The organism is Methanosarcina sp. (assembly GCF_028693135.1).
GTDB lineage: Archaea > Halobacteriota > Methanosarcinia > Methanosarcinales > Methanosarcinaceae > Methanosarcina.
In genome coordinates, this window is the sequence record NZ_JAQUVZ010000053.1 from 6251 (window position 1) to 25160 (window position 18910).

Genomic DNA, 18910 nt, shown 5'->3' on the forward strand with positions numbered 1-18910 from the left:
CATGTTCATGTTCATGTTCATGTTCATGTTCATGTTCATGTTCATGTTCATGTTCATGTTCATGTTCATGTTCATGTTCATGTTCATGTTCATGTTCATGTTCATGTTCATGTTCATGTTCATGTTCATGTTCCATCTCATGTTCATGTTCCATCTCATGGCTGCTTTCCGGAGGCATCAGCTCAAGGAGCTGTTTCTGGACTTCCAGGACCCTTTCATACACCCTGATTGCTTTTCCGAATTCTCGATTGTTTTTGAACAGTAGTCCCAAACCTGTCAGGGTTTCGAGCAATCCCTCATGGAAAAACTCGTCCTCGGGATCCGATTCGAAGGCTTCTTGAAATACGGGGAGAGCTCTTTCATGGTACTGAACTGCAGTTTCAGGTTCCTCTTCTGCATAGAGATTTCCGATCTGGTTCCAGGTATCAGCCTTATTAGCTTCTAACATGAGTTTATCGGCGTCCTTGGGGTGAAGGTTTTCGTAGATTTCGATTTCCTTCTCATAATAAGTCCTTGACGTTTCAAGTTCTTCCTCTTCTGCAAAAAGGTCTCCAAGCTCCCGGTAGACATCGGAAAGCTTCAGGGAGTATGCAGGGTTTTCAGGTTCTTTTTGCAGCAGGTTATCATAGACCTGCAGTTCGTCCTTATAGCAGGCTTCTGCACTTTCGAGGTCTCCAATATCCGAAAACAGTTCTGCAAGTTCCTCTAAAGAATTGGCAAGGCTTTTATCGGCTCCAAGCAGTTCCGGGTATTTATCCATCAGTCCCCGGAAAGTTTCCCTTGCCTTCGTATAGTAGTCCCTGGCTTTTGTGGGATCTTCCGTGTCTGAAAATATTAAGCCTGAATCTTTGTACATATCTGCAAGAACCATAGAAAACGGAATGTTTTTGGAAAATGGAGTGTTTTCAGAAACTTCACTATTTTCAGAAACCGGGATATTTTCAGGCTCATCTTCTATCTCGCTTTCCAGCAGGCTCAGTGCTTCTTTATAGCATTCCTCTGCCTTTTCGAGATCTTCCATTTCTGAGTACATATCGGCTAGATAACGGTATGCATAGCTCAGGTATACTTTGGTTTCGGAATTTCCAGGGTCCTTCTCAAGGGCTTTCTCGTAAATCTCTATTGCCCGGTCATAAATGTACTGTGCCTCTTCTAAACACCCCTCTTCCCCACAGAGACTTCCAAACTTCATAATCGAATCATCAAGGCTGCTGAGGTGTTCGGACATTTCAGTTTCACTTTGGAGCAATTTCTCAATGAGATCGAATTTTTTATCGAAAAATGGAACTGCTTCTTCGATTAATTCTCCAGCTTCAAAACAGAGCCCTATGTGTTCGATCATTTTCAGGAACTCTTCCAGGTATCCTGAATTATCGGGATCGGATTCCAATAATTTCTCAAAGCCCAGGACCGCTTTTTCAAATATTCCTTCAATCTGATAGATGTATTCTTTTGCTTTATCGGGATCTTCTAGCTTTGAAAGAATATCTCCAATGCTTCCAATAGTGTCTCCTATAAAGGACTGGTACTCTTCTTTTTCCGGTTCTTTTGAAAAAAGCTCCCAGCTGATTTCCAATGCCTTTTCGAAGAGTGCAAAAGACTCTTCAAGTTCGTCAATTCTGTATTTGGCAAAACCTTTAAAAAACAGGAGCTGGTATGAAATCTCAGGATCCTTTACCTCTTTTGCGATCTTTTCGACCTCATCAAGATTTTCAAAGGCTTTTTTATATCGCTCTTTATCTATTTCGTCGGCTGCTTTCTTCAATAAGCGAATAGCAGAATCTCGTAGCTTCCTTGACATAGAAATAGCATAGGTTTTTTCATATAATAATTGTAGGTCTGAAAGGGCTCAATGTAAACTATCCCTCCCTGCAAAAATAAAATTTATGCAACGGCAAGAAAAGGAAGTGAAAACTTCAAGCAAAAAACGAAAATTATCTTTGATGATTATTTGGGGGAATGGAATTAGAGGTCCATTCCAGAAGTGGAAACTTAAAGTTATTTTTCAATTATTCCTTATAACAAAGGTTCTGATCTCTATCGACTTTCAGATCGAAAATCTCTCCTCTTTCTTTTCCGGAGCCTTCTGTTCCTGCCTGACCTGGGTAATTAGCCTTTCAAGCTGTTCCCGCGAGATGCTTTTACGCTTTTCTTCGGTGCAGACCTTGACTTTTTCGATCAGGGCGCAGAGTTCTTCCCGTTCAAGGCAGAAACCAATGCTGTTGATGATGCCTTTTAAGGCTTTTGTCCCTGTGTGCTTTCCAACAACAAGGTTACGTTTTCCGCCAACCATCTCCGGGAGGAAGAGTTCGTAGGTTCGTGGCTCTTCAAGGATTGCAGCAACGTGGATTCCGGATTCATGGGTGAAGGCATTCTGTCCGACAACGGCTTTGTTTACCGGGGGTGTAATGCCTGAGTATTCCGAGACCATTCTGGAAAGTGCAGTCAACTTTGTTGTATCATAGCGGTCGATCCCGTACTGTACTCTGAGAGCTACCATCACTTCTTCAAGGGAAGCATTTCCTGCCCGTTCTCCTATTGCATTGACTGTTGTATGGAGCTGCTTTGCACCGGCTTCGGCGGCTGCAAGGGTGTTAGCTGTAGCCATTCCAAGGTCATCGTGGCAGTGGATGCAGATTGAAGTGTTTACGGTCTTGAAGATCTCGTTCACAAGGTATTTGGTTGTAGTCGGGTTCAGGATGCCAACGGTATCTGCAAGGCTTACATACTGCACTTTGTACTCGCTTTCAACTTCCTTGAAAGCCTGCTTGAGGCGGTCAATCGGAGTACGGCTTGCATCTTCGGCTGCAAAACGCACCTTTAAACCGTGGTCAGTTGCATATTCAATGGCTTCCTTGGCACAGCCGAGCATTTCCTCAAAACTTCTGTGGTACTTGTATTTGAGGTGCATGTCGGACATTGCAATGAAAATGCTTACGATATCGACGTCGCATTCAAGGGCAGCGTCGACATCCCCTTTTACTGCTCTTGAGAGACAGCAGATCCTTGAATTAAAGCCCTGATTTGCAATTTCCGTTACGATTTCCTTTTCGTATGCGGAAACTACCGGAAATCCGGCTTCTATAACCTCAATACCCATGGAATCAAGCTCACTGGCTACTGCCAGCTTCTGTTTTTTCGTGAACACAACGCCAGGAGTCTGTTCTCCATCGCGTAGAGTCACGTCACAGATTTCGATATCAAGGGGGCGATATTCGACGAAGTCCATAAGTGTATTTCTGGAGTACTGCTCGCTCTCTGACATGGTTATTGTTTCCCGTGATTTTTATCATTTTGAGGAATTTATGATTATTTTTAATGATATTTGTCTCAACTGCCCTGAAAAACAATTCAAAGGCATGGATAAGAAAGTACGAGGTTAAAACACTATTAAAAGTCAAAAAATCTTATATTTAGCTAAGTTAAGCATTAGCTTTACCTACACATGTATAAATGTTTTCCTTGGAGGAAAAGAGTTTCCGTGAGCAATATTCCTATTTTTTGGTAAAAAATAGGGGTAAAAAATTCGCTTTCAGTTCTTCAACCTGAGAAATGAAAATTTCAGGGAACAAATTTCAGGAAATATCATGAGTAAAACAGGATCTTACGGAAAAATATTCTAAAAAACATGGGTCCATAAGAAAAATTAAAGCAAAAATTAAAGCTAATGAGAAAGCAAACCTGAAAGAAGGTTTTTTTTCAGGAAAGTTTCCTCTGAACCCTCTCGTAAAAGCAGGTATCGGAAATCCTTACGAAACGCGCAGGGTATTTTGATTTCTTCAGTTTGACAACATCATCAGGCCTGATCCTGTAAGACTTCTGTCCGTCAATTGCAATTACAGCCTCTTTTTTATGGTCTGACAATTTTATTGTAATCTCGCTGTCCGAAGGGACAACCCAGGGCCTCGAAGATAGCTTGAAAGGAGCAACAGGAACCACCACGATTGCATTTACCCTCGGGTTTACGATAGGGCCTCCGGCGCTCATTGCATAGGCAGTTGAGCCTGTGGGGGTTGCAAAAACCACACCATCCGCCCGAATTTCATCAAGACTGCAGTCATTGATGTGGACTTCAAACTGGATAATCTTTGCAGGTTTTGCAGACATTACAGCGACCTCGTTAGTGGCTGTGTCAAGCATCTCCCCATTAAGGAAGACGTCTACCCGCATCTTTTCAATATACGAAAAACCGTAGAGGACCTCCTCTATAGCTTCAATCGCATCTTCAGGCTCCACATCTACAAGGAAACCTAGAGTGCCCATATTAATTCCCAGTATAGGGAGAGGGTCTTTCATTTTGGCAATGTTCCGCAGGACTGTCCCATCACCCCCCACACTTATGATGAGTTCGACTCCCTCGTCCCTCATTCTTTCAACAGGAGTCCCCTCAATGCCCAGGGCATCAGCTGTGGCAGTGGAAACATAGATCTGCACTTTCGACTGGAAGTTTGCGAGAATATCCCTTACCATCTCAAGTACTTCAGGCCTATCGCAGCGCGATGCGAGCCCTATTTTTTTAATTGCCAAATTATCCCCCTGAGAGTAAATTTAAAATTTTTTTATGAACGTGTCCATTGGACGCGACCATCTCCACTCTGGCGGTAACATTATCAGGAAGTCTTAAAGTCTTTCCGTATCCGTCCGTAACAAGCCCACCTGCTTCTTCAAGGATAAGCTGACCTGCTGCCACATCTGTTACACGCAGAGAGTTTCGGACATCCACAAAGGCATCAAGCCTGCCTGAGGCTACATAACACAGTTCAAGAGCCACGCTCCCGAACAACCTCACGCGACGGACATTGCTGTATATCTTTCGCGTCCTTTCCACGTTCTGCCTGTAGCCGTATACACTGACACAGAGGCTCTTCAGATCCGAATTCATAGAGGGTTTAACTTTTTTACCATTAAGATATGCTCCCTTTCCAGCTTCTGCATAATACTCTTCCCTGAGGGCAAGGTTGCTCACATACCCGAACCTTATGTCTGAGAGGTCGTGAGATGCAAAAGCTATTGAAACGCTGTAGAAAGGAATTCCTGCAGAAGCATTATATGTCCCGTCGAGGGGGTCAAGCACAACAGAAAACTCAGGAGAATTCCCGATAACAAGTTCACCAAGTTCTTCACTGAGTATCCTCATGGACCTGCCGTCAGCTTTAAACACCTCGACAATGGCATCCTCTGCTGCAAGGTCTATACCGGTAGTCGGCGTCCCGTCAGCTCCCATGCATACGAAGCTGCTTGCCGAATCAGTGCCCACAAGGTCATAGGTTGCATCGTATGCAGCCTTAAAAGCCTCCTGGCACAATTTTAAAAAGTTTGAATCTGAGGTCATATAAGGGTCGAATCCTTCTTATCTCAGGGTTCCAGGTTCCACATACCAGGTTTTTGAGTGCCGGGAACTGGGGTTTTGAAAATAAGGACTCAGGAAACTCGTAAGAAAGTGCATCAGATACCCTGAGTCCTGGAAATCAAGAGCCCTAGAAATCAAGAGCCCTGGACAGGCTTACAGCCCGATAGCTTTGTTTGTTTTCTGGATTGACTTTGCACCGTCGCTCTCAAGCTCCATCATTGCGCGGATAGCATCCACATTCTCAGGGACCACAATGGACTCCTGGTGGATTGCCTGGAAGAAATAGAGTTCCCCTTCGTGCATGGTGACGGAGTCAGTCCAGACGCAGTTCTCCCACATATCGTTTCTGGGGCGTTTTATGTCCCTGGCAACTTCGATGATTTCAGCCGTAGAAGATATTCCCTGCCCTACGAAACGGATTCTGGACTGGGAACCAAGCACTTTCCTGACATCTTCGGCAGTGCACTCGTTCTTAAGCTCCATGTTTACGGTGTGAACGTGCATGAGGGTCGTCGGGATTTTCATGGCGGCTGAGGTGATATTGATATGGGGAATAACGGTCTTAACATCGGGACCGTGGTGGGAAGGCAGCTTGATCGGGTCCGGCACGATTGCATTGATCGGCCCCTTCTTTATGTCGTTGGGGTCGGTTGCCCTTCGGACAAGGGTTGCCCTGACCTTATTTACCCCAAACGCTTTGTCTATGGGATAGATGACCCTGCAGAGCCCTGTGGTGTTGCAGGAAACCACCCTTACGAAGTCAAGGCCGAGAGCCCCTTCGTAGTTTGAGACAGCGTTAAAGGAGAAGCCTGTAAGCTCATGCTCCTCACCACCCTGCCAGATGGCCTTTACCCCGGCTTTTTCGTACAGGGCTTTATTGGCTTCCCCCACTCCCCCCGGAGTGCAGTCTGCAACCAGGTCGACTTTTTCCACCATTTCTTCAATGCTCCCGGCGGCTGGGATTCCTGCCTTTTCAAAAGCTCCCAGATTGGCGGCAGGGGCATAGATGTCATACCCGAGTTGGTGGGCTACTGCAGCCTCATAGTTAGGTTTTGTCTTGGAAATGCCTATGATTTCCATATCGTCCTGAGCCCGTACGGCGTCTGCAACTCTTTTCCCAATTGTTCCGTAACCGTTTACTGCAATCTTTGCTTTAGCCATTTATTATCCTATCCTGTTTATCCTGTACTATCCAATTCAGGATTAGTTTATAGTCTAAGTTAGAGTAAATTAGTTGAATTAATCGTAAACTAGTGCATCGATTCCAAATTACTGACATAAAACTGGAATTTGAAATCAACGCTGTTCAATGAATTCCTCTTAATAAACCACAGAAGGACACGGATAAACACTGATTGAAGTCGTCTGTGTTCATTTATGTTTTACAGTGGTTTATTGAGGATATATGGAATCGATGCACTAGACTAAATTAGAGTACATTCTGGTCTAAGTAATAGTCGAGCAGCTGAAAATTGTTTTTTTCTAAATTTGCAATTTTCAGGCAGTGAATTATACAAATCTAAAGTATAGGCATAAAATTAAAGTGTTTCATGGATTTATAATGTATGTCTGAAATTCAGATACGCTGAAAACTGCCCGATCTTCGACCTGGAAGATGGATTTAAGTGATAAATTTTTTGAGTGCTTTAAATTTATGCCTGATTCCATATCTTAAATCACATTAAGATTATAGATAAGAATAGATAAATGCTTTTCCCGGGCATTTATTTAAATTAAAGAATCTAGAAGAGATATTCAGTGCTTTCGGAGCTTCCAGATGGTTTTCCAAAAGGTTAGAAATTCACCGTTTTTTCAGTAAATTAGCAAAGCTCTTTATAAGGGCTGTCTTACCACAAAAACAGATTTATCTAACTCCTGCTAAAGAAAAAATGTCAATAAGCAGGTAAAAATCAGGGAGAAGTAAAGTAAAAAAGTAAAAAAATCATTTTGATATAATAAGGGCTTCCCCGCGTGAGAAATTGATTTCCTTGATTGAGCCTTCAACCGTCATTCTATCTCCGAGGATTCCGGTAAGCTGGATTGAGGTTCCTTCAACCAGAATCTTTGCTACAGACTCCATAACCTTCTCACGGTTTTCTCCACGAAGCATAATTATACTGATTTCACACATATTGTATCTCTCCTTATACTGTTCTTCTTATACTGTTCTTCTTATACTGTTCTTCTTATATTGTTCTTCTTATACTGTTTTTTTACACCTTTCTTTTTACACTGTTTAGATGAATATACATAAATATCTGGATGGCCTGTATTTTAAAACTGTCAGATATTATAAAATATCGCACTGACCTTAAAGTATTTTTCATTAACTATATTTAATTTGTACCCCTGCTCAATAAAAAGTTGCCGAAAATATCCGCAGCCAGAAAATCTGAAAAATATACCACGAAATATCAGGGCGAAATATCCGGCAGGCGCGACCTTCAGGGGAAGTTCATCAGTTTCGCAACCGACAGGCCCTTTTCAAGCCCGAGATCGTCAGCCACGCATTCACATTTTGTTAGGAGCATATAGGCAATAGGCCCGAAGTTATGTTCGGAGAGGGTCTCGTAGTTTGCCATGCCCTTGCTGATAATAAGGGTTGCGTCTTTCATTGCATCGAGAAGTTCAGCAGGGGCTTCTTCGATAAGGATTCCTACAGCGTTTGAACCTGTAGTCATTACCCTGTCAACCTTTTTGCCGATTTCAAATTCTTCTACTTCTTCCATTGTAACATCTGTAAGAATGGGGCCTCCACGGACCACGAGTGTGATATTTCCACCGAGTTTTTTAATCACGTCGAAAACAATCATATCAAAAAGGATCTCTCCGCAGTTGTCGGCAATATAAATAACATCCTTAAGGAGCCCCATCATCTTCGGGGTATCATCAACGTCAAGCCCATGTTCGAAAAGTTTTAGAAAAGCTTCTTCAAATTTATCTTCGCTGGCATCAAAGCCCATAATACCAAAATCAAAATAATTGGCGATAACCGACGCAAGCACTGCCCGCTTGAAGAGTTCTCTGTCATCAGGAGAGTTTTCGTAAATTTTTTCTTTTGCTGCGGGCAGGACTTTTAATGCAGCCTGGCTGATGAGTTTTTTTGTGACTGCATATGGATCATCGTCTTCCAGGATTTCATAGCACTTCCTGTGAATTTTAGTAGCTACGGATGCTGATACCGCCTCAGGGTCATAGTATTTATTCATGACGGCAAGGCATTCATGAATCGTCTTGCAGATCAGATCTTCATCATCCGTTGAAAGCTTTGATTGAAAATGCACTCTCGAAAGCATGCAGTAGGTACAGCGTGGGTTCATTTTCATGGAGAATCTCCCTGTTTTTTGGATTATTGGATAAGATTTTTCTGAATGTTACTGGTATGTGTTATAAGTGTTATACCTTTTCTCCCTTTAATATAATAAACCTTTAAAAAAATAAACCTTTAAAAAGGTAACCTGAAATCCAGATCTGAAATAATAAATTTAAATCTTAAGATTTCACTACAGCTCCATATATATGCTCTTTAAGTCTCACAAAATGGATAAAGCAGTGAACTTTGTCAGCAGAATTTTTTCGGAAAGGCAAATTCTTTATAGCTGGTGAGTCTAAAATAATTTACAATGATGCCCGGGATCCAAAACTTCAAGTTATTTTCATTTCTGGTTTTATTTACAACACTGTTGATCTTTTCTGCAGCTTTTCCAGCTCCTGCATCTGCACTTACCGAAGTCGAGGTAAACCCTGTCAATACACCTGACGGTGCAGTTGTGTTGATCGTGGACGGGTTAAGCGCCCCTTTTATCTATCCGGAGCTTACACCACATGCACTTGACGGTACACCCCTTGAAAAAGCCAGGCTTGAGAATATTCCGGAAATAGGCAAAAACAGTGCCCGGATTCTCGAGTTTCGTGCTCCTCAGACATTTACCGAGGGAGGGCATTCAGTCCTTGTTACCGGAAACCCGGGTGCAGACAGTGAGTTTGTTAGTTTTAAAGACGCAAATATTTTCGATGTTTTACACAGTGAGGGCTACCTCTGTATTGCTGTAATGGAAAAAGGGGATTCCTGGTCAATCTGCGCCGAACAGGATGCTGTCCTGAGAGATGAAAAAAACTCCATAAATAATATGGAGATAGTGCTTAAGCAGTATGAACATTCTCAGGATAATCCGGTGCCATCCGGGCTTTTGCAGCTAATGGAAGAGGAGGCTGACAGGGCTCCGGGATATGTCACCTCAAAAGAGACAGGAATAAAGTATAGCGGGTATAACAGGTGGGGCATTGAAGCCGCCTGTGCTATTGTAGAATACATGGCAAAAAATATGCAGGGGCAAAAATACCTGCTGACTATCAATGTAGGGGCCATTGATATGAGCGGGCACTACAGGGGGAACTATGGATATGTAGACTGCATTGAAAACCTTGATTCAGAACTTTTGCCCCTCTATAAACTATGTGGAAAAAACAACCTTGCTTTTGTCCTGACCGCAGACCATGGTATGGCTTTTTCGGCAGATGGTTCTAAAGGAGGGCACCAATCAGAAAAATACTCGGTTTCGGATGAAGCTCAGATGGTCCCGCTCCTCGTATATGCTCAGGACGTTGAGAGCGGGGTTATCAGAGGAGAGTTCGGGCAGGAGGACTTTGCTCCAACCCTTCTTGGAATCCTTGACATCCCGGACAGGCCCAGGTTTGCAGAAGGAGAGCAGATCCTGCTTACAGAACACGTAAACCTTAAAGTCAAACTTCCGGAAAAAGGAACCGTAGAACTCAAGAAAGACGGAAAAATTATCGAATCTGCAGGAAACGATGACCAGTTCCTATTCCTCGGTCTTGAGCCGGATAACTCCTATACGATCCGGGCTGTTCTTGATTCCGGAAAGAGCCTTGAAGAAAAGGAGAAAGAGGTTATTCTTAAAACCGATTCGGTGATCGAGTTAGGGAGTAAAGGAGCTAAAACAAAGGAAAGCGAATCCTCCCTGGCAGGAGCAAAAGAAGAAACCAGTTCTGCAGCTATTTTCGGAGACGGAGATTCAATTTTTGGCAGGAACTCAAAGCACTTGATAGGATATTTCCTTATAGGATCAATAAACCTTGCAGGGTTTTTTATCATTATGAAGATTCTGAAAAAACAGGGTTGATATTTTTGGATCCGAATTCCTGTTCAGCTAATGCTTTCGTTTTTACCTATTTATATGAGGGCTCAAGCGTATGTGTAGCGCTGTAAAGAATAAGAGGTAAAGATTAAGAGAGAGGTGTCATTCAGGTTTCCCTGAATAATATCTACAGATTTTCTACAGATTTTTCCTGGACTGCCAAAAAAGCAAGAAAAGTGATGAAATAATCAAAATAATCAAAAATAGCTAAAAATAGTATAAGCTCTGATTTAGTACAACCTAGGATTTAATACGAATCGGTTATTTTTAAATGTTGAATTTATGCCTTAGTCGAAATTTTTTAATTCATTCCCCCTCTGGCTAATTCTATCATTAGATATGCTTTTTAGATCCATTCGTATTATCATTCATCAGAATTATGCTTTTTTCTCCCAGTTAATCGTAATATTTTTTATGTTAATATAAATTATCATATCTTTTAATTAGCTTTGTTTTCTTACCCGACTTGTATTTTATCCTGCAAAATCTATTATTTTATGAAACCGCTTTCGTTCAATGCAATCAGCGGTTTTATTTTGCGCTACAAATGGATAGAATGTTATACGATAATTATAATATTATACTCAGTCTCTTATACACTATTCAATCACTAACAATGTGTCTTATAATATTACTTACTATTCACTCACTAATATATTCAATTAAGCGTAAAACTATAATCCGGATGTTACACTGACAGCCCCCTACCTAGAAAACTCACTTTTCTGAGGTGCCGGATACATGGATTTTGATGCTATTGATGATTTTATGTACGATGTAATTGGAATAATCGGATCTGACCAGAAAAATTTATCCTGTGCAACCGATTTTGCTCTGGAAAGCTCAAAGGAAAAATCTTTTCCCCCAAAACTGTTACTTGAACTCTCAAAAGCCTGCAGACAGCAAAAAATGCACCTTGAAGAATATGTTTTTGCAAAGGTCTGCTTAATGCAGGCTTCCGGAAAGCTCCGTGAAGACTCCTGTTATGCGCTGGGAACTGCAGCCCATGTACTGGGTTTTTTCTCTGAAGCCGAAGCCAGATACTGTGAAATCCTGAAAGAAAACCCTCAAAATGCAGATGTAAGATGTGCTCACTCTGAGCTTCTTTTAGAGCTAGGAAGGATTCAGGAAGCCGAAAATGAGTATAAAACTGTATTTGAAACCTCGCCCGAAAATGTAAAGGCAAATGCCGGGTACGCTTACCTCCTGGCCGAACACGGGTATGTAGATGAAGCAGAGGAATGTTACTTGAGAGCACTTGCAGGTAACCCGGACTATGTCCCTGCCAGAGGTGGGTACGCAAACCTGCTTTTTGAGCTTGGAAGGCTCAGAGATGCCGAGAAAGAGTACAGGCTTGCTATGAAACTTGACCCTGAAGATCCAAGCCTCCACCATAATTTCGGTGTCTTGCTCTCTTTCCTTGGCCGCTCTTCTGAAGCCGAAGTTGAGTACAGAAAGGCTCTTTCACTTAACCCCAGGCACAGAAGAACTCTTTTCAACTATGGGAACCTCCTTGCAAGGGAAGGCAGGGTTTCGGAAGCTGAAGAACAATACATGGAAGCCCTTTCCCTGGATCAGAATGATGCAAAAGTCCATTCCAATTATGCAAACCTTCTTGCCCGCTTCGGAAGAAGGTACGAAGCTGAAATGGAATACAAAAAAGCTCTCTGTCTTGACCCGGAAAGCGTTGAGGGACATTACAGCTACGGAAACCTTCTTTCGGAACTCGGGCGCTTACCCGATGCAGAGGAAGAATACAAAAAGGCTCTTGATCTCAATCCTTATTATCCTCCACTCCACTACAACTACGGACTGCTCATGAGAAAAATGAATCGTTTTGACGAAGCTAAAATGCAGTACACGCAAGCAATGCAGCTCGATCCGGATATCGGGAGCAAAATGACCGAAACCTGGATTATTCTGGATTAAGAACAATTAACCAGAAGATCTGATCAAAGACTTAACCGGCAAATCAAAAATTTAACCCGCAAATATAACTAAAAATCCGAACCAAAAAATCCAGGCATTCAAAAACAGCTCTTAAGATCACTGAAATAGGTCTATTCACGGGCATCAATCAGACATCCATCTTTATATCTCAACTTTTTTATATATATTACAAGGGATAAAATCTATCAAATATCCGGTATTATATAAAGATTCCAGTCTGAAGTAGTGACGCAGGCTGGAGCAACTTTTCTTTTATTTCAACTAATTTTTTGCTTTAATCGAGCTCTTTAATCGGGTTGTGACTTTATTTTCAGTCGAATACCCCGCTAGCTTGCTGCGGGGATGAAAAACTTCCCCGAGAACCGTTAATGACAATGCGATTTATCAATTCCATTTTTTTGTTTGTTAACTTCTGCTTGAACTAAATCGTATCAGGGTTACTGCTTTCTTTTACGAAATTTGGAGCGGTGGCGCGAACATACCCCGTTGCTTGCACCAGGGTGCACAAACGCAACTTTTATTTCAACTTATTTTTTGCTTTAAGCAGGCTTTGTCTTTACCTGTTAAAGCTATATTTTCTGTTTTTACTGAGACTTGTTTCCAAAAGCAATAATTTTTAGCTCTCCTTTCTCGATTAAGGCAAAAGCAGCAGCATTTCCAAGCCCCACATAATCCGGGCAGGAAAAAAGGGAAAGCAGTTTACCGTCAAACCACCATTCATACCCGCTTCTTAGAGCTGTGTGCCCTCTTACAATCCTTTTCAAACCATTTGTTTCTAAAAAGCCGTCAACAATATCAGGCCCGAATTCCTTAACAGTAGAGCCTCTTGATGAAGTGCTCAGCCCCGGACGTTTCGAGGGGTCATTCCATAGGTAGGGAAAAGCGCCTTCTTTTGTGATGGTATCAACACTTTCAGTTCCATTTATTCCTCCGTGCACGCAGAAGGTATGCCCCGAGATTACTGCTGCTACCGGCAGCCTGTCATATGTCCTGCTGACATTCAGGAGAAAACCCCTGTCAAAGCCAATTTCCTCAAAAAAGCCGTAATAGATGTTCATATCCACGGTTTCGTGGTTCCCTCTGAGCAGGAAAATGTTTTGAGGCTCCTCAAGTTTCAGCCGGAAAAGCTTTATAAGGACTTCTGTGCCCTGCATCCCGCGGTCCACATAGTCTCCCAGAAAAAGCATGTACTTGCAACCCAGTTCTTCTCTCATTCCTATTACAAAGTCAAGGGCATCAAGGTCCCCATGGATATCCCCGATAAGCATAATAGATTCCGTAGACGCCGGGTCAATCCGGAGCACGGCAGGTTCGGAACCCAGTACGTTATTTATCTTCGGGAAGAGAAGGTTCAGTTCTTCTTTTGTTTTTGCTTTCTCAAGGTCATTTACTGATGTTATGGAACCACCCCGACAAATTCCCTTAAATAAAGTCTGAAGAGGCTTTAAAGGCCGCCTATCGGAAGGTTTTCTTATGAGATAAAAGGGATTTTTACTCGATAAGCATTTCTGAGCCAGATACCGGAAGGTCAGTCTGCGGCTCATATTCAATAATAAATCCCCGCACAAATGTGCAACTATTAAACTTGATTACCCGCATATACTAAAACAGGAAAATCAGCTCAAGTCGAAAAGCTGGTTGTCCCCTGCTACATGGTTGATATTTTGAAATTCGAGCCCCTGCATAGCTACTGAGTTCGTTTATATTTCCGGTACGCTGGTGGGTTAAAGTGGAGCGCGGCGCGTGAAAAGAAAGAACGTGAGATGTCATTTGAGGCTATGTGTGAAAAGAAAGAGCTTGAGATGTCATTTGAGGTCATTTTGGAATAATACCAACCAATTAATCAGGGACCACCGAAAAAATCAAAATTCGGAAAAAGCGTTTAAAGAACTAAGAATGAGAGAAAAGAGATATGCGAAGTTCAGGGATATAAGTGGGAGTAAAGGAAAATGGAACTTAAAATCAGTGAGCAGGACCCTGAAGAGATGGATCTTGCCGATATTGCGCTTGAGTATGAAGAGCTTGTATCTGCGATATCTATTCTGGAAAAGAGGCGGGAAGAACTTAGAGCCCGAATTATGGATACCTTTGCGGAAAAAGAAATTGATGTCCTGAGAGTAGGGGATGTGGAACTCAGGCGGCACAGGGCGGATTGGAAACTCTGGCACATTAACAGGCTAAAACCTTATCTTATGGAACGTGAACTCTGGGAGATGGTCGAATCAGTTGACAGAAAGAACCTCAGTAATCTAATTAAGAAAGGTTTCCTGACTGAAGAAGAGCTCGAAGGCATGTATGATGTGGAGACAAGGTACAGTTTGCGTGTCAACAGAGTTTAATGGAGTTACCCGGATATTCGATCCATCTATTTTTATTTATAGATTCTTCTGGTTTCTATTTTTTTTAAGCCTCTCTTTTTGAATTTATTCGGACAATTTAATATAGCTAATTATTTATAGCCAGCCAAATAAATTGATTGTAAGGATAAAATTTAGGAGGTTTTTGGGCATGGATATAGATGCCGTAGACAAGCTGGTTTTTCATGTAATCGAAAAGGTTGCAGAAGATGAATGTGATCTCGATGAGGTCGTTGAGTTTGTCCTTTCTTTTTCACGTGAGCACTCTCTTTTGCCAGAGACCCTGCTGAAACTCTCCTTTATTTTCGGCAACGATGAGATGTACAGGGAAAAGTACGCATTTTCCAGGGCATGCGCCTTAATTTATTCAGGGAAAATGCGGGAAGAAGCCCACATGGAGGCGGGGAAAACAGCTTCTTTGCTGGGGCTTGGGGATCTTGCTGCCAGGGAATTTGAAGAGGTGCTTGAGGAAAACCCGGGAAATATAGAAGCTCTCTGCGGATACGGAGCCATGCTCGCCGAGCTCGGGAAACTTGATGCTGCAAGAGCCCAGTATGAAAAAGCCCTTGAAATCCATCCATTCCATATTGATACGTTCTGCAATTACGGCTGCCTGCTTTACAGGCTCAAGGACCTGGACGGCGCTGAAGAAGCGTACAAAAAAGCCCTTCTCCTTGATCCGAGGCATGTGGGAGCTCACTGCGGGTATGGAATTTTGCTTTACAAAAGCGGGCAAAAAATCGAAGCTAGCTATCATTATATCCGGGCGCTTGAACTTGACTCCAGACATGTGGAGTCCAATTTCCGCTACGCCCGTCTCCTTGAAGAAAAAGGGGAGGCCCTGGAAGCTGAAACCCACTACATAAAAGCCCTCAAAGCAGACCCGGAAAGCCCGAAGCTCCACCTGTTCTATGCCCGCCTGCTTGCAGAACATGGAATTGTTCATGGGGCAAGGGTGCACTTCAGGTATGCCCTTAAAATTGACCCTGATGACGTGGAAGCACACTGCGAATATGCAGGGCTGCTTGCCAGGTTCGGGCACAGGCACGAAGCCGAAGTTCAGTACAAAAAAGCTCTTGAACTCGACCCCGGGCATTTTGGAAGCCTTTGCGGATACGGAGATCTGCTGAAAGAAAAAGGGCAGTACGCAGAAGCCGAAGAAATTTACAGGCAGGCAGAATATTCCAGACGGTGTGCCTGGTAATAAATTAATGAGCCTTACCTGCCTGGTCAAGTGCAGTCTCAGATTAGTAGAGCCTAAGGTTAGTAGAACTTCAGGTTAGTAGAACTTCAGGTTAGTAGAGCCCTAATTTAATACAGCCTCAGGTTAGTAGAGCCCTAATTTAATACAGCCTAACCGGCTCAATTCCCATTTTTTCCATGAGGCAGGCAGGGATATCAAGTACCTGAAGGACCGAGTCGATTACGATTCCGTCGGAGGTTGCAACAACGAGGTTATTTTCGGGATTTCCGCCTTCGGTTTTAAGGTCGAAATCCGTAGTTTTTGAGGTCCGGGCCTCGCCCGAAATCCCTTTTTCTTTAAGTTTACGGCGGATAAAGCCGGCAAGTTCTCCGCTCCGGCTGATCTGAGCATCAAGCAGAAAGGTTACTGACTTTGAGCGAGCTTCGGAGAGAAATTCAAGAACAGAATCCAGAGCTTCCTCGATATCTTCAGCCTGGCGCGCCTTGCTGAAGTAGTAGCGGGTGTCTCTGATATATCCGTCGTCGCAGAACCACATGGGTTCGTTTTTCAGCAGGCTGTCCACACTGAGGAGGACATTGTACCCGTCAAGGAGGAGGTCCCTATCTCTTATACTGTCGCAGGCTATTTTTTTCCGGACTCTGGATACGACTTTATCCGGGGGCATAATCACCCTTGTGAGAATATGCCGTTCCTCGACACTGAGCTGAGAGTGGTCAGCCACGAAGCGGATGGTTGCAAATTTAGGATAACCCCAGCGCAGAATGCTTCTAATGTCTCTGGCAGGCTTCAGCAATTTTTCTTTCAGGTCGGGTCCGGAAAACGCAGCAGAACTCTCTTGCATAATTTCTCCTTTCAGGAAGGAAGTTCTTTAAATGAGTGAAGATATATGTTATATATACGTATTTGTGCAAATTAAAATGGCAATTTGTGCTGCCTGGCAATCAATGTGCCTGTTTGCTTGCCGGTTATTATTCCGGTTTTATTCGATTTAAGCCTGGTTTTCAGCCGGAAGCCAGCTTGTGGTTAGGATGTGAGGAATGTCTATGGCTCCGATGGAGGGTTCTGTTATGGAAGTTTTGTGGCTGGCTCAGGAAGAGGTAAAAAGTGTTGTAGATATGCATTCTGATATGCAGGTAGTGGAAAGAGCTTTCAGACAGCATGGGCTTGGCAAGGTACAGATGCCCCCCAAATCCTATCTTTACTATACAGCTTACAATGGCGACCTGAGGACAATGCCTGCATATCTCGAAGAAGAGGACATTACAGGCGTAAAAATTGTAAACGTCCATCCCGGAAACCCAATGCGAAATCTTCCTACGGTAATGGCGCTAATCATACTCATCTCCCCTGAAACCGGAGCTCCTGTGGCAATTATGGACGGGACTTACCTGACCGATGTCCGGACAGGAGCAGCCGGTGGGATTGCTGCAAAATACCTTGCAAGAAAGGACTCTAAAATTATCGGCCTTGTAGGTGCGGGAAACCAGGCAAGGACACAGCTTGAAGCCCTCTGTGAAGTTTTTGAGCCCGAAACTGTGAAAATTAATTCCAGGACAAAAGAAAGCTGTGAACAATTTATCCGGGAAATGGCAGACTTTGTACCCTGTGAAATCCGTTATGAAGACAGTATTGAAAAGGTCTGCGACTGCGATATCCTTGTTACCACAACTCCTACCAGAAAACCAATCGTAAAAGCCAGCTGGATTAAAGAAGGGACCCATATAAACGCAATAGGGGCAGATGCAGTCGGAAAAGAAGAACTCGACCCCGAACTCCTCCTCCGCTCCAAGATCATTGTCGATGATGTGGTACAGGCGCTCCATTCAGGGGAAGTGAACGTACCCCTTTCAAAGCACTACATCTCGGAAAATGATATTCACGCCCAGCTTGGAGAAGTTATCGCTGGCCTCAAACCCGGCAGGACAAGTGAAGAAGAAATTACGATCTTCGACTCCACAGGGCTTGCGATTCAGGACGTTGCAACTGCGCACATGGTTTATGAAAGAGCTGTCCGGGGGGGACTTGGCAGACAGGTCCGGATGTTCTGAGACCTGTTAACTATTTTCTTTATTATGTCTTACGGTTTTACTCTTTTTCTATTGTCTACTTTTTGTTTCTACACTTGTTTAATTTGTCTACTTTTTCGCCAGTCTCTGATTAACTGGTTTATTTATCCAAAATCCAGAAAAGGAATACCTCCTTTTTCTTTCCCTGCGCCGCGCGGGACCGAGACCAGCCGCCAGCCAGATTAAATATAATCTGCAAAACGACATCGCAATTGAGATACACAAAATATATTTAAGAAATGTCCCCCGGTTCAAGAGGATAGTTCCCTTAATCCTGAAAACCGATTTTCAATTTAAAGGTAAATATAAACATCTCTGCCAGCTTGTCTGGCGGCCCTTCACAAAAATAGAAAAGTTAAATAAAGCAGAAATGCAGAAATAAAATAGGAGGAGAAGAAAGAAGATTGAAAACGTAGCAAAAACATAAAATAAATGTGGAAAATGGTTTTTTTATGTGTTTAATTCTGTTTCGTTTGAGTCTTTTCATCTTTTTCGGTCATTTTTAATTGTTAGTTTTTTCAACGTCTTTTGCTGGTTTCTTATTGTCTTCATCTATTGATTTCACTTTCTGTTTTTTTAGCTTTTCTCTTTTTGCATTTCTATGGAGCTAATTTCTCTTTTTTGTTTTGAGGTTGTATTAATAACGAAAGTAAACCTGGGTAAGATTCCAGGGAGGGATAGTTCACTTAATAATAGTTAGGACTTACGCACTTGAAATGCCGAAAAGTTCATTTCATTTAAAATATAATTATATTATAGTAATTCACCAAAAACGTACGGAGTTATGGACATAAATCCACCCAAGTGTAACGAGTTTGAATACA

At 42.8% G+C, this 18910-nt stretch carries 14 protein-coding genes; 5 read left to right on the forward strand and 9 right to left on the reverse strand.

What is annotated here, in order from left to right; all coding sequences use genetic code 11:
* From PHF18_RS15865 to PHF18_RS15895, 7 genes are all read right to left on the reverse strand, one after another.
* Positions 1-1765: tetratricopeptide repeat protein (locus tag PHF18_RS15865; protein WP_300104504.1), on the reverse strand; the 1765-nt coding region annotated here is incomplete at its 3' end.
* Between the two features lie 282 nt (positions 1766-2047).
* Positions 2048-3265 carry a homocitrate synthase family protein gene (locus PHF18_RS15870; protein WP_300104506.1) on the reverse strand — a complete coding sequence of 406 codons (1218 nt, stop codon included), beginning with the start codon at positions 3263-3265 and terminating at the stop codon, positions 2048-2050.
* A 434-nt stretch (positions 3266-3699) separates the two neighbouring features.
* On the reverse strand, positions 3700-4527 hold the full coding sequence (locus PHF18_RS15875; protein WP_300104508.1) for an NAD(+)/NADH kinase: 828 nt from the start codon (positions 4525-4527) through the stop codon (positions 3700-3702).
* Position 4528: 1 nt separating this feature from the next.
* Positions 4529-5332 carry a bifunctional fructose-bisphosphatase/inositol-phosphate phosphatase gene (locus PHF18_RS15880; RefSeq protein ID WP_300104509.1) on the reverse strand — a complete coding sequence of 268 codons (804 nt, stop codon included), beginning with the start codon at positions 5330-5332 and terminating at the stop codon, positions 4529-4531.
* Positions 5333-5503: 171 nt separating this feature from the next.
* On the reverse strand, positions 5504-6511 hold the full coding sequence (locus PHF18_RS15885; RefSeq protein WP_300104510.1) for a type II glyceraldehyde-3-phosphate dehydrogenase: 1008 nt from the start codon (positions 6509-6511) through the stop codon (positions 5504-5506).
* Between the two features lie 781 nt (positions 6512-7292).
* Entirely contained in the window at positions 7293-7481 is a 189-nt protein-coding gene (locus tag PHF18_RS15890) for a CooT family nickel-binding protein (RefSeq protein ID WP_300104512.1), read from the reverse strand.
* Between the two features lie 313 nt (positions 7482-7794).
* Positions 7795-8676: a DUF89 domain-containing protein gene (locus PHF18_RS15895; RefSeq protein ID WP_300104513.1), complete on the reverse strand. Its 882-nt coding sequence runs from the start codon at positions 8674-8676 to the stop codon at positions 7795-7797.
* Between the two features lie 297 nt (positions 8677-8973).
* Between PHF18_RS15895 and PHF18_RS15900 the strand changes: the two genes are divergently transcribed.
* Positions 8974-10494: a sulfatase-like hydrolase/transferase gene (locus PHF18_RS15900; protein WP_300104514.1), complete on the forward strand. Its 1521-nt coding sequence runs from the start codon at positions 8974-8976 to the stop codon at positions 10492-10494.
* Between the two features lie 756 nt (positions 10495-11250).
* Positions 11251-12438 carry a tetratricopeptide repeat protein gene (locus tag PHF18_RS15905; protein ID WP_300104516.1) on the forward strand — a complete coding sequence of 396 codons (1188 nt, stop codon included), beginning with the start codon at positions 11251-11253 and terminating at the stop codon, positions 12436-12438.
* 605 nt (positions 12439-13043) lie between these two features.
* On the opposite strand, the gene PHF18_RS15910 is transcribed toward PHF18_RS15905, so the two are convergent.
* Positions 13044-14003 carry a metallophosphoesterase gene (locus tag PHF18_RS15910; protein ID WP_300104517.1) on the reverse strand — a complete coding sequence of 320 codons (960 nt, stop codon included), beginning with the start codon at positions 14001-14003 and terminating at the stop codon, positions 13044-13046.
* A 405-nt stretch (positions 14004-14408) separates the two neighbouring features.
* Here PHF18_RS15910 and PHF18_RS15915 point away from each other — a divergent pair, with 405 nt between their 5' ends.
* Together PHF18_RS15915 and PHF18_RS15920 are read left to right on the forward strand one after the other, a co-directional pair.
* A complete protein-coding gene (locus tag PHF18_RS15915; RefSeq protein WP_300104518.1) occupies positions 14409-14798 on the forward strand; it encodes a hypothetical protein in 390 nt (129 codons plus the stop codon).
* 169 nt (positions 14799-14967) lie between these two features.
* The gene (locus PHF18_RS15920) at positions 14968-16020 is read left to right on the forward strand and encodes a tetratricopeptide repeat protein (RefSeq protein ID WP_300104520.1); all 1053 of its coding nucleotides are present in this window, start codon (positions 14968-14970) and stop codon (positions 16018-16020) included.
* Positions 16021-16159: 139 nt separating this feature from the next.
* Here the strand turns inward: PHF18_RS15920 and PHF18_RS15925 are convergent, their stop codons facing one another.
* On the reverse strand, positions 16160-16861 hold the full coding sequence (locus PHF18_RS15925) for a DUF434 domain-containing protein (RefSeq protein ID WP_300104522.1): 702 nt from the start codon (positions 16859-16861) through the stop codon (positions 16160-16162).
* A gap of 226 nt (positions 16862-17087) precedes the next feature.
* Between PHF18_RS15925 and ala the strand changes: the two genes are divergently transcribed.
* Entirely contained in the window at positions 17088-18068 is a 981-nt protein-coding gene (ala, locus tag PHF18_RS15930; protein WP_300104525.1) for an alanine dehydrogenase, read from the forward strand.
* Positions 18069-18910: the final 842 nt, after the last annotated feature.

Bases quoted from the DNA above. Each gene is read 5' to 3' on its own strand.
- PHF18_RS15870 (WP_300104506.1), bottom strand. From the start codon at position 3,265: ATGTCAGAGAGCGAGCAGTACTCCAGAAATACACTTATGGACTTCGTC.
- PHF18_RS15880 (WP_300104509.1), bottom strand. From the start codon at position 5,332: ATGACCTCAGATTCAAACTTTTTAAAATTGTGCCAGGAGGCTTTTAAG.
- PHF18_RS15885 (WP_300104510.1), bottom strand. From the start codon at position 6,511: ATGGCTAAAGCAAAGATTGCAGTAAACGGTTACGGAACAATTGGGAAA.
- PHF18_RS15890 (WP_300104512.1), bottom strand. From the start codon at position 7,481: ATGTGTGAAATCAGTATAATTATGCTTCGTGGAGAAAACCGTGAGAAG.
- PHF18_RS15895 (WP_300104513.1), bottom strand. From the start codon at position 8,676: ATGAAAATGAACCCACGCTGTACCTACTGCATGCTTTCGAGAGTGCAT.
- PHF18_RS15900 (WP_300104514.1), top strand. From the start codon at position 8,974: ATGATGCCCGGGATCCAAAACTTCAAGTTATTTTCATTTCTGGTTTTA.
- PHF18_RS15905 (WP_300104516.1), top strand. From the start codon at position 11,251: ATGGATTTTGATGCTATTGATGATTTTATGTACGATGTAATTGGAATA.
- PHF18_RS15910 (WP_300104517.1), bottom strand. From the start codon at position 14,003: ATGAGCCGCAGACTGACCTTCCGGTATCTGGCTCAGAAATGCTTATCG.
- PHF18_RS15915 (WP_300104518.1), top strand. From the start codon at position 14,409: ATGGAACTTAAAATCAGTGAGCAGGACCCTGAAGAGATGGATCTTGCC.
- PHF18_RS15920 (WP_300104520.1), top strand. From the start codon at position 14,968: ATGGATATAGATGCCGTAGACAAGCTGGTTTTTCATGTAATCGAAAAG.
- PHF18_RS15925 (WP_300104522.1), bottom strand. From the start codon at position 16,861: ATGCAAGAGAGTTCTGCTGCGTTTTCCGGACCCGACCTGAAAGAAAAA.
- ala (WP_300104525.1), top strand. From the start codon at position 17,088: ATGGAAGTTTTGTGGCTGGCTCAGGAAGAGGTAAAAAGTGTTGTAGAT.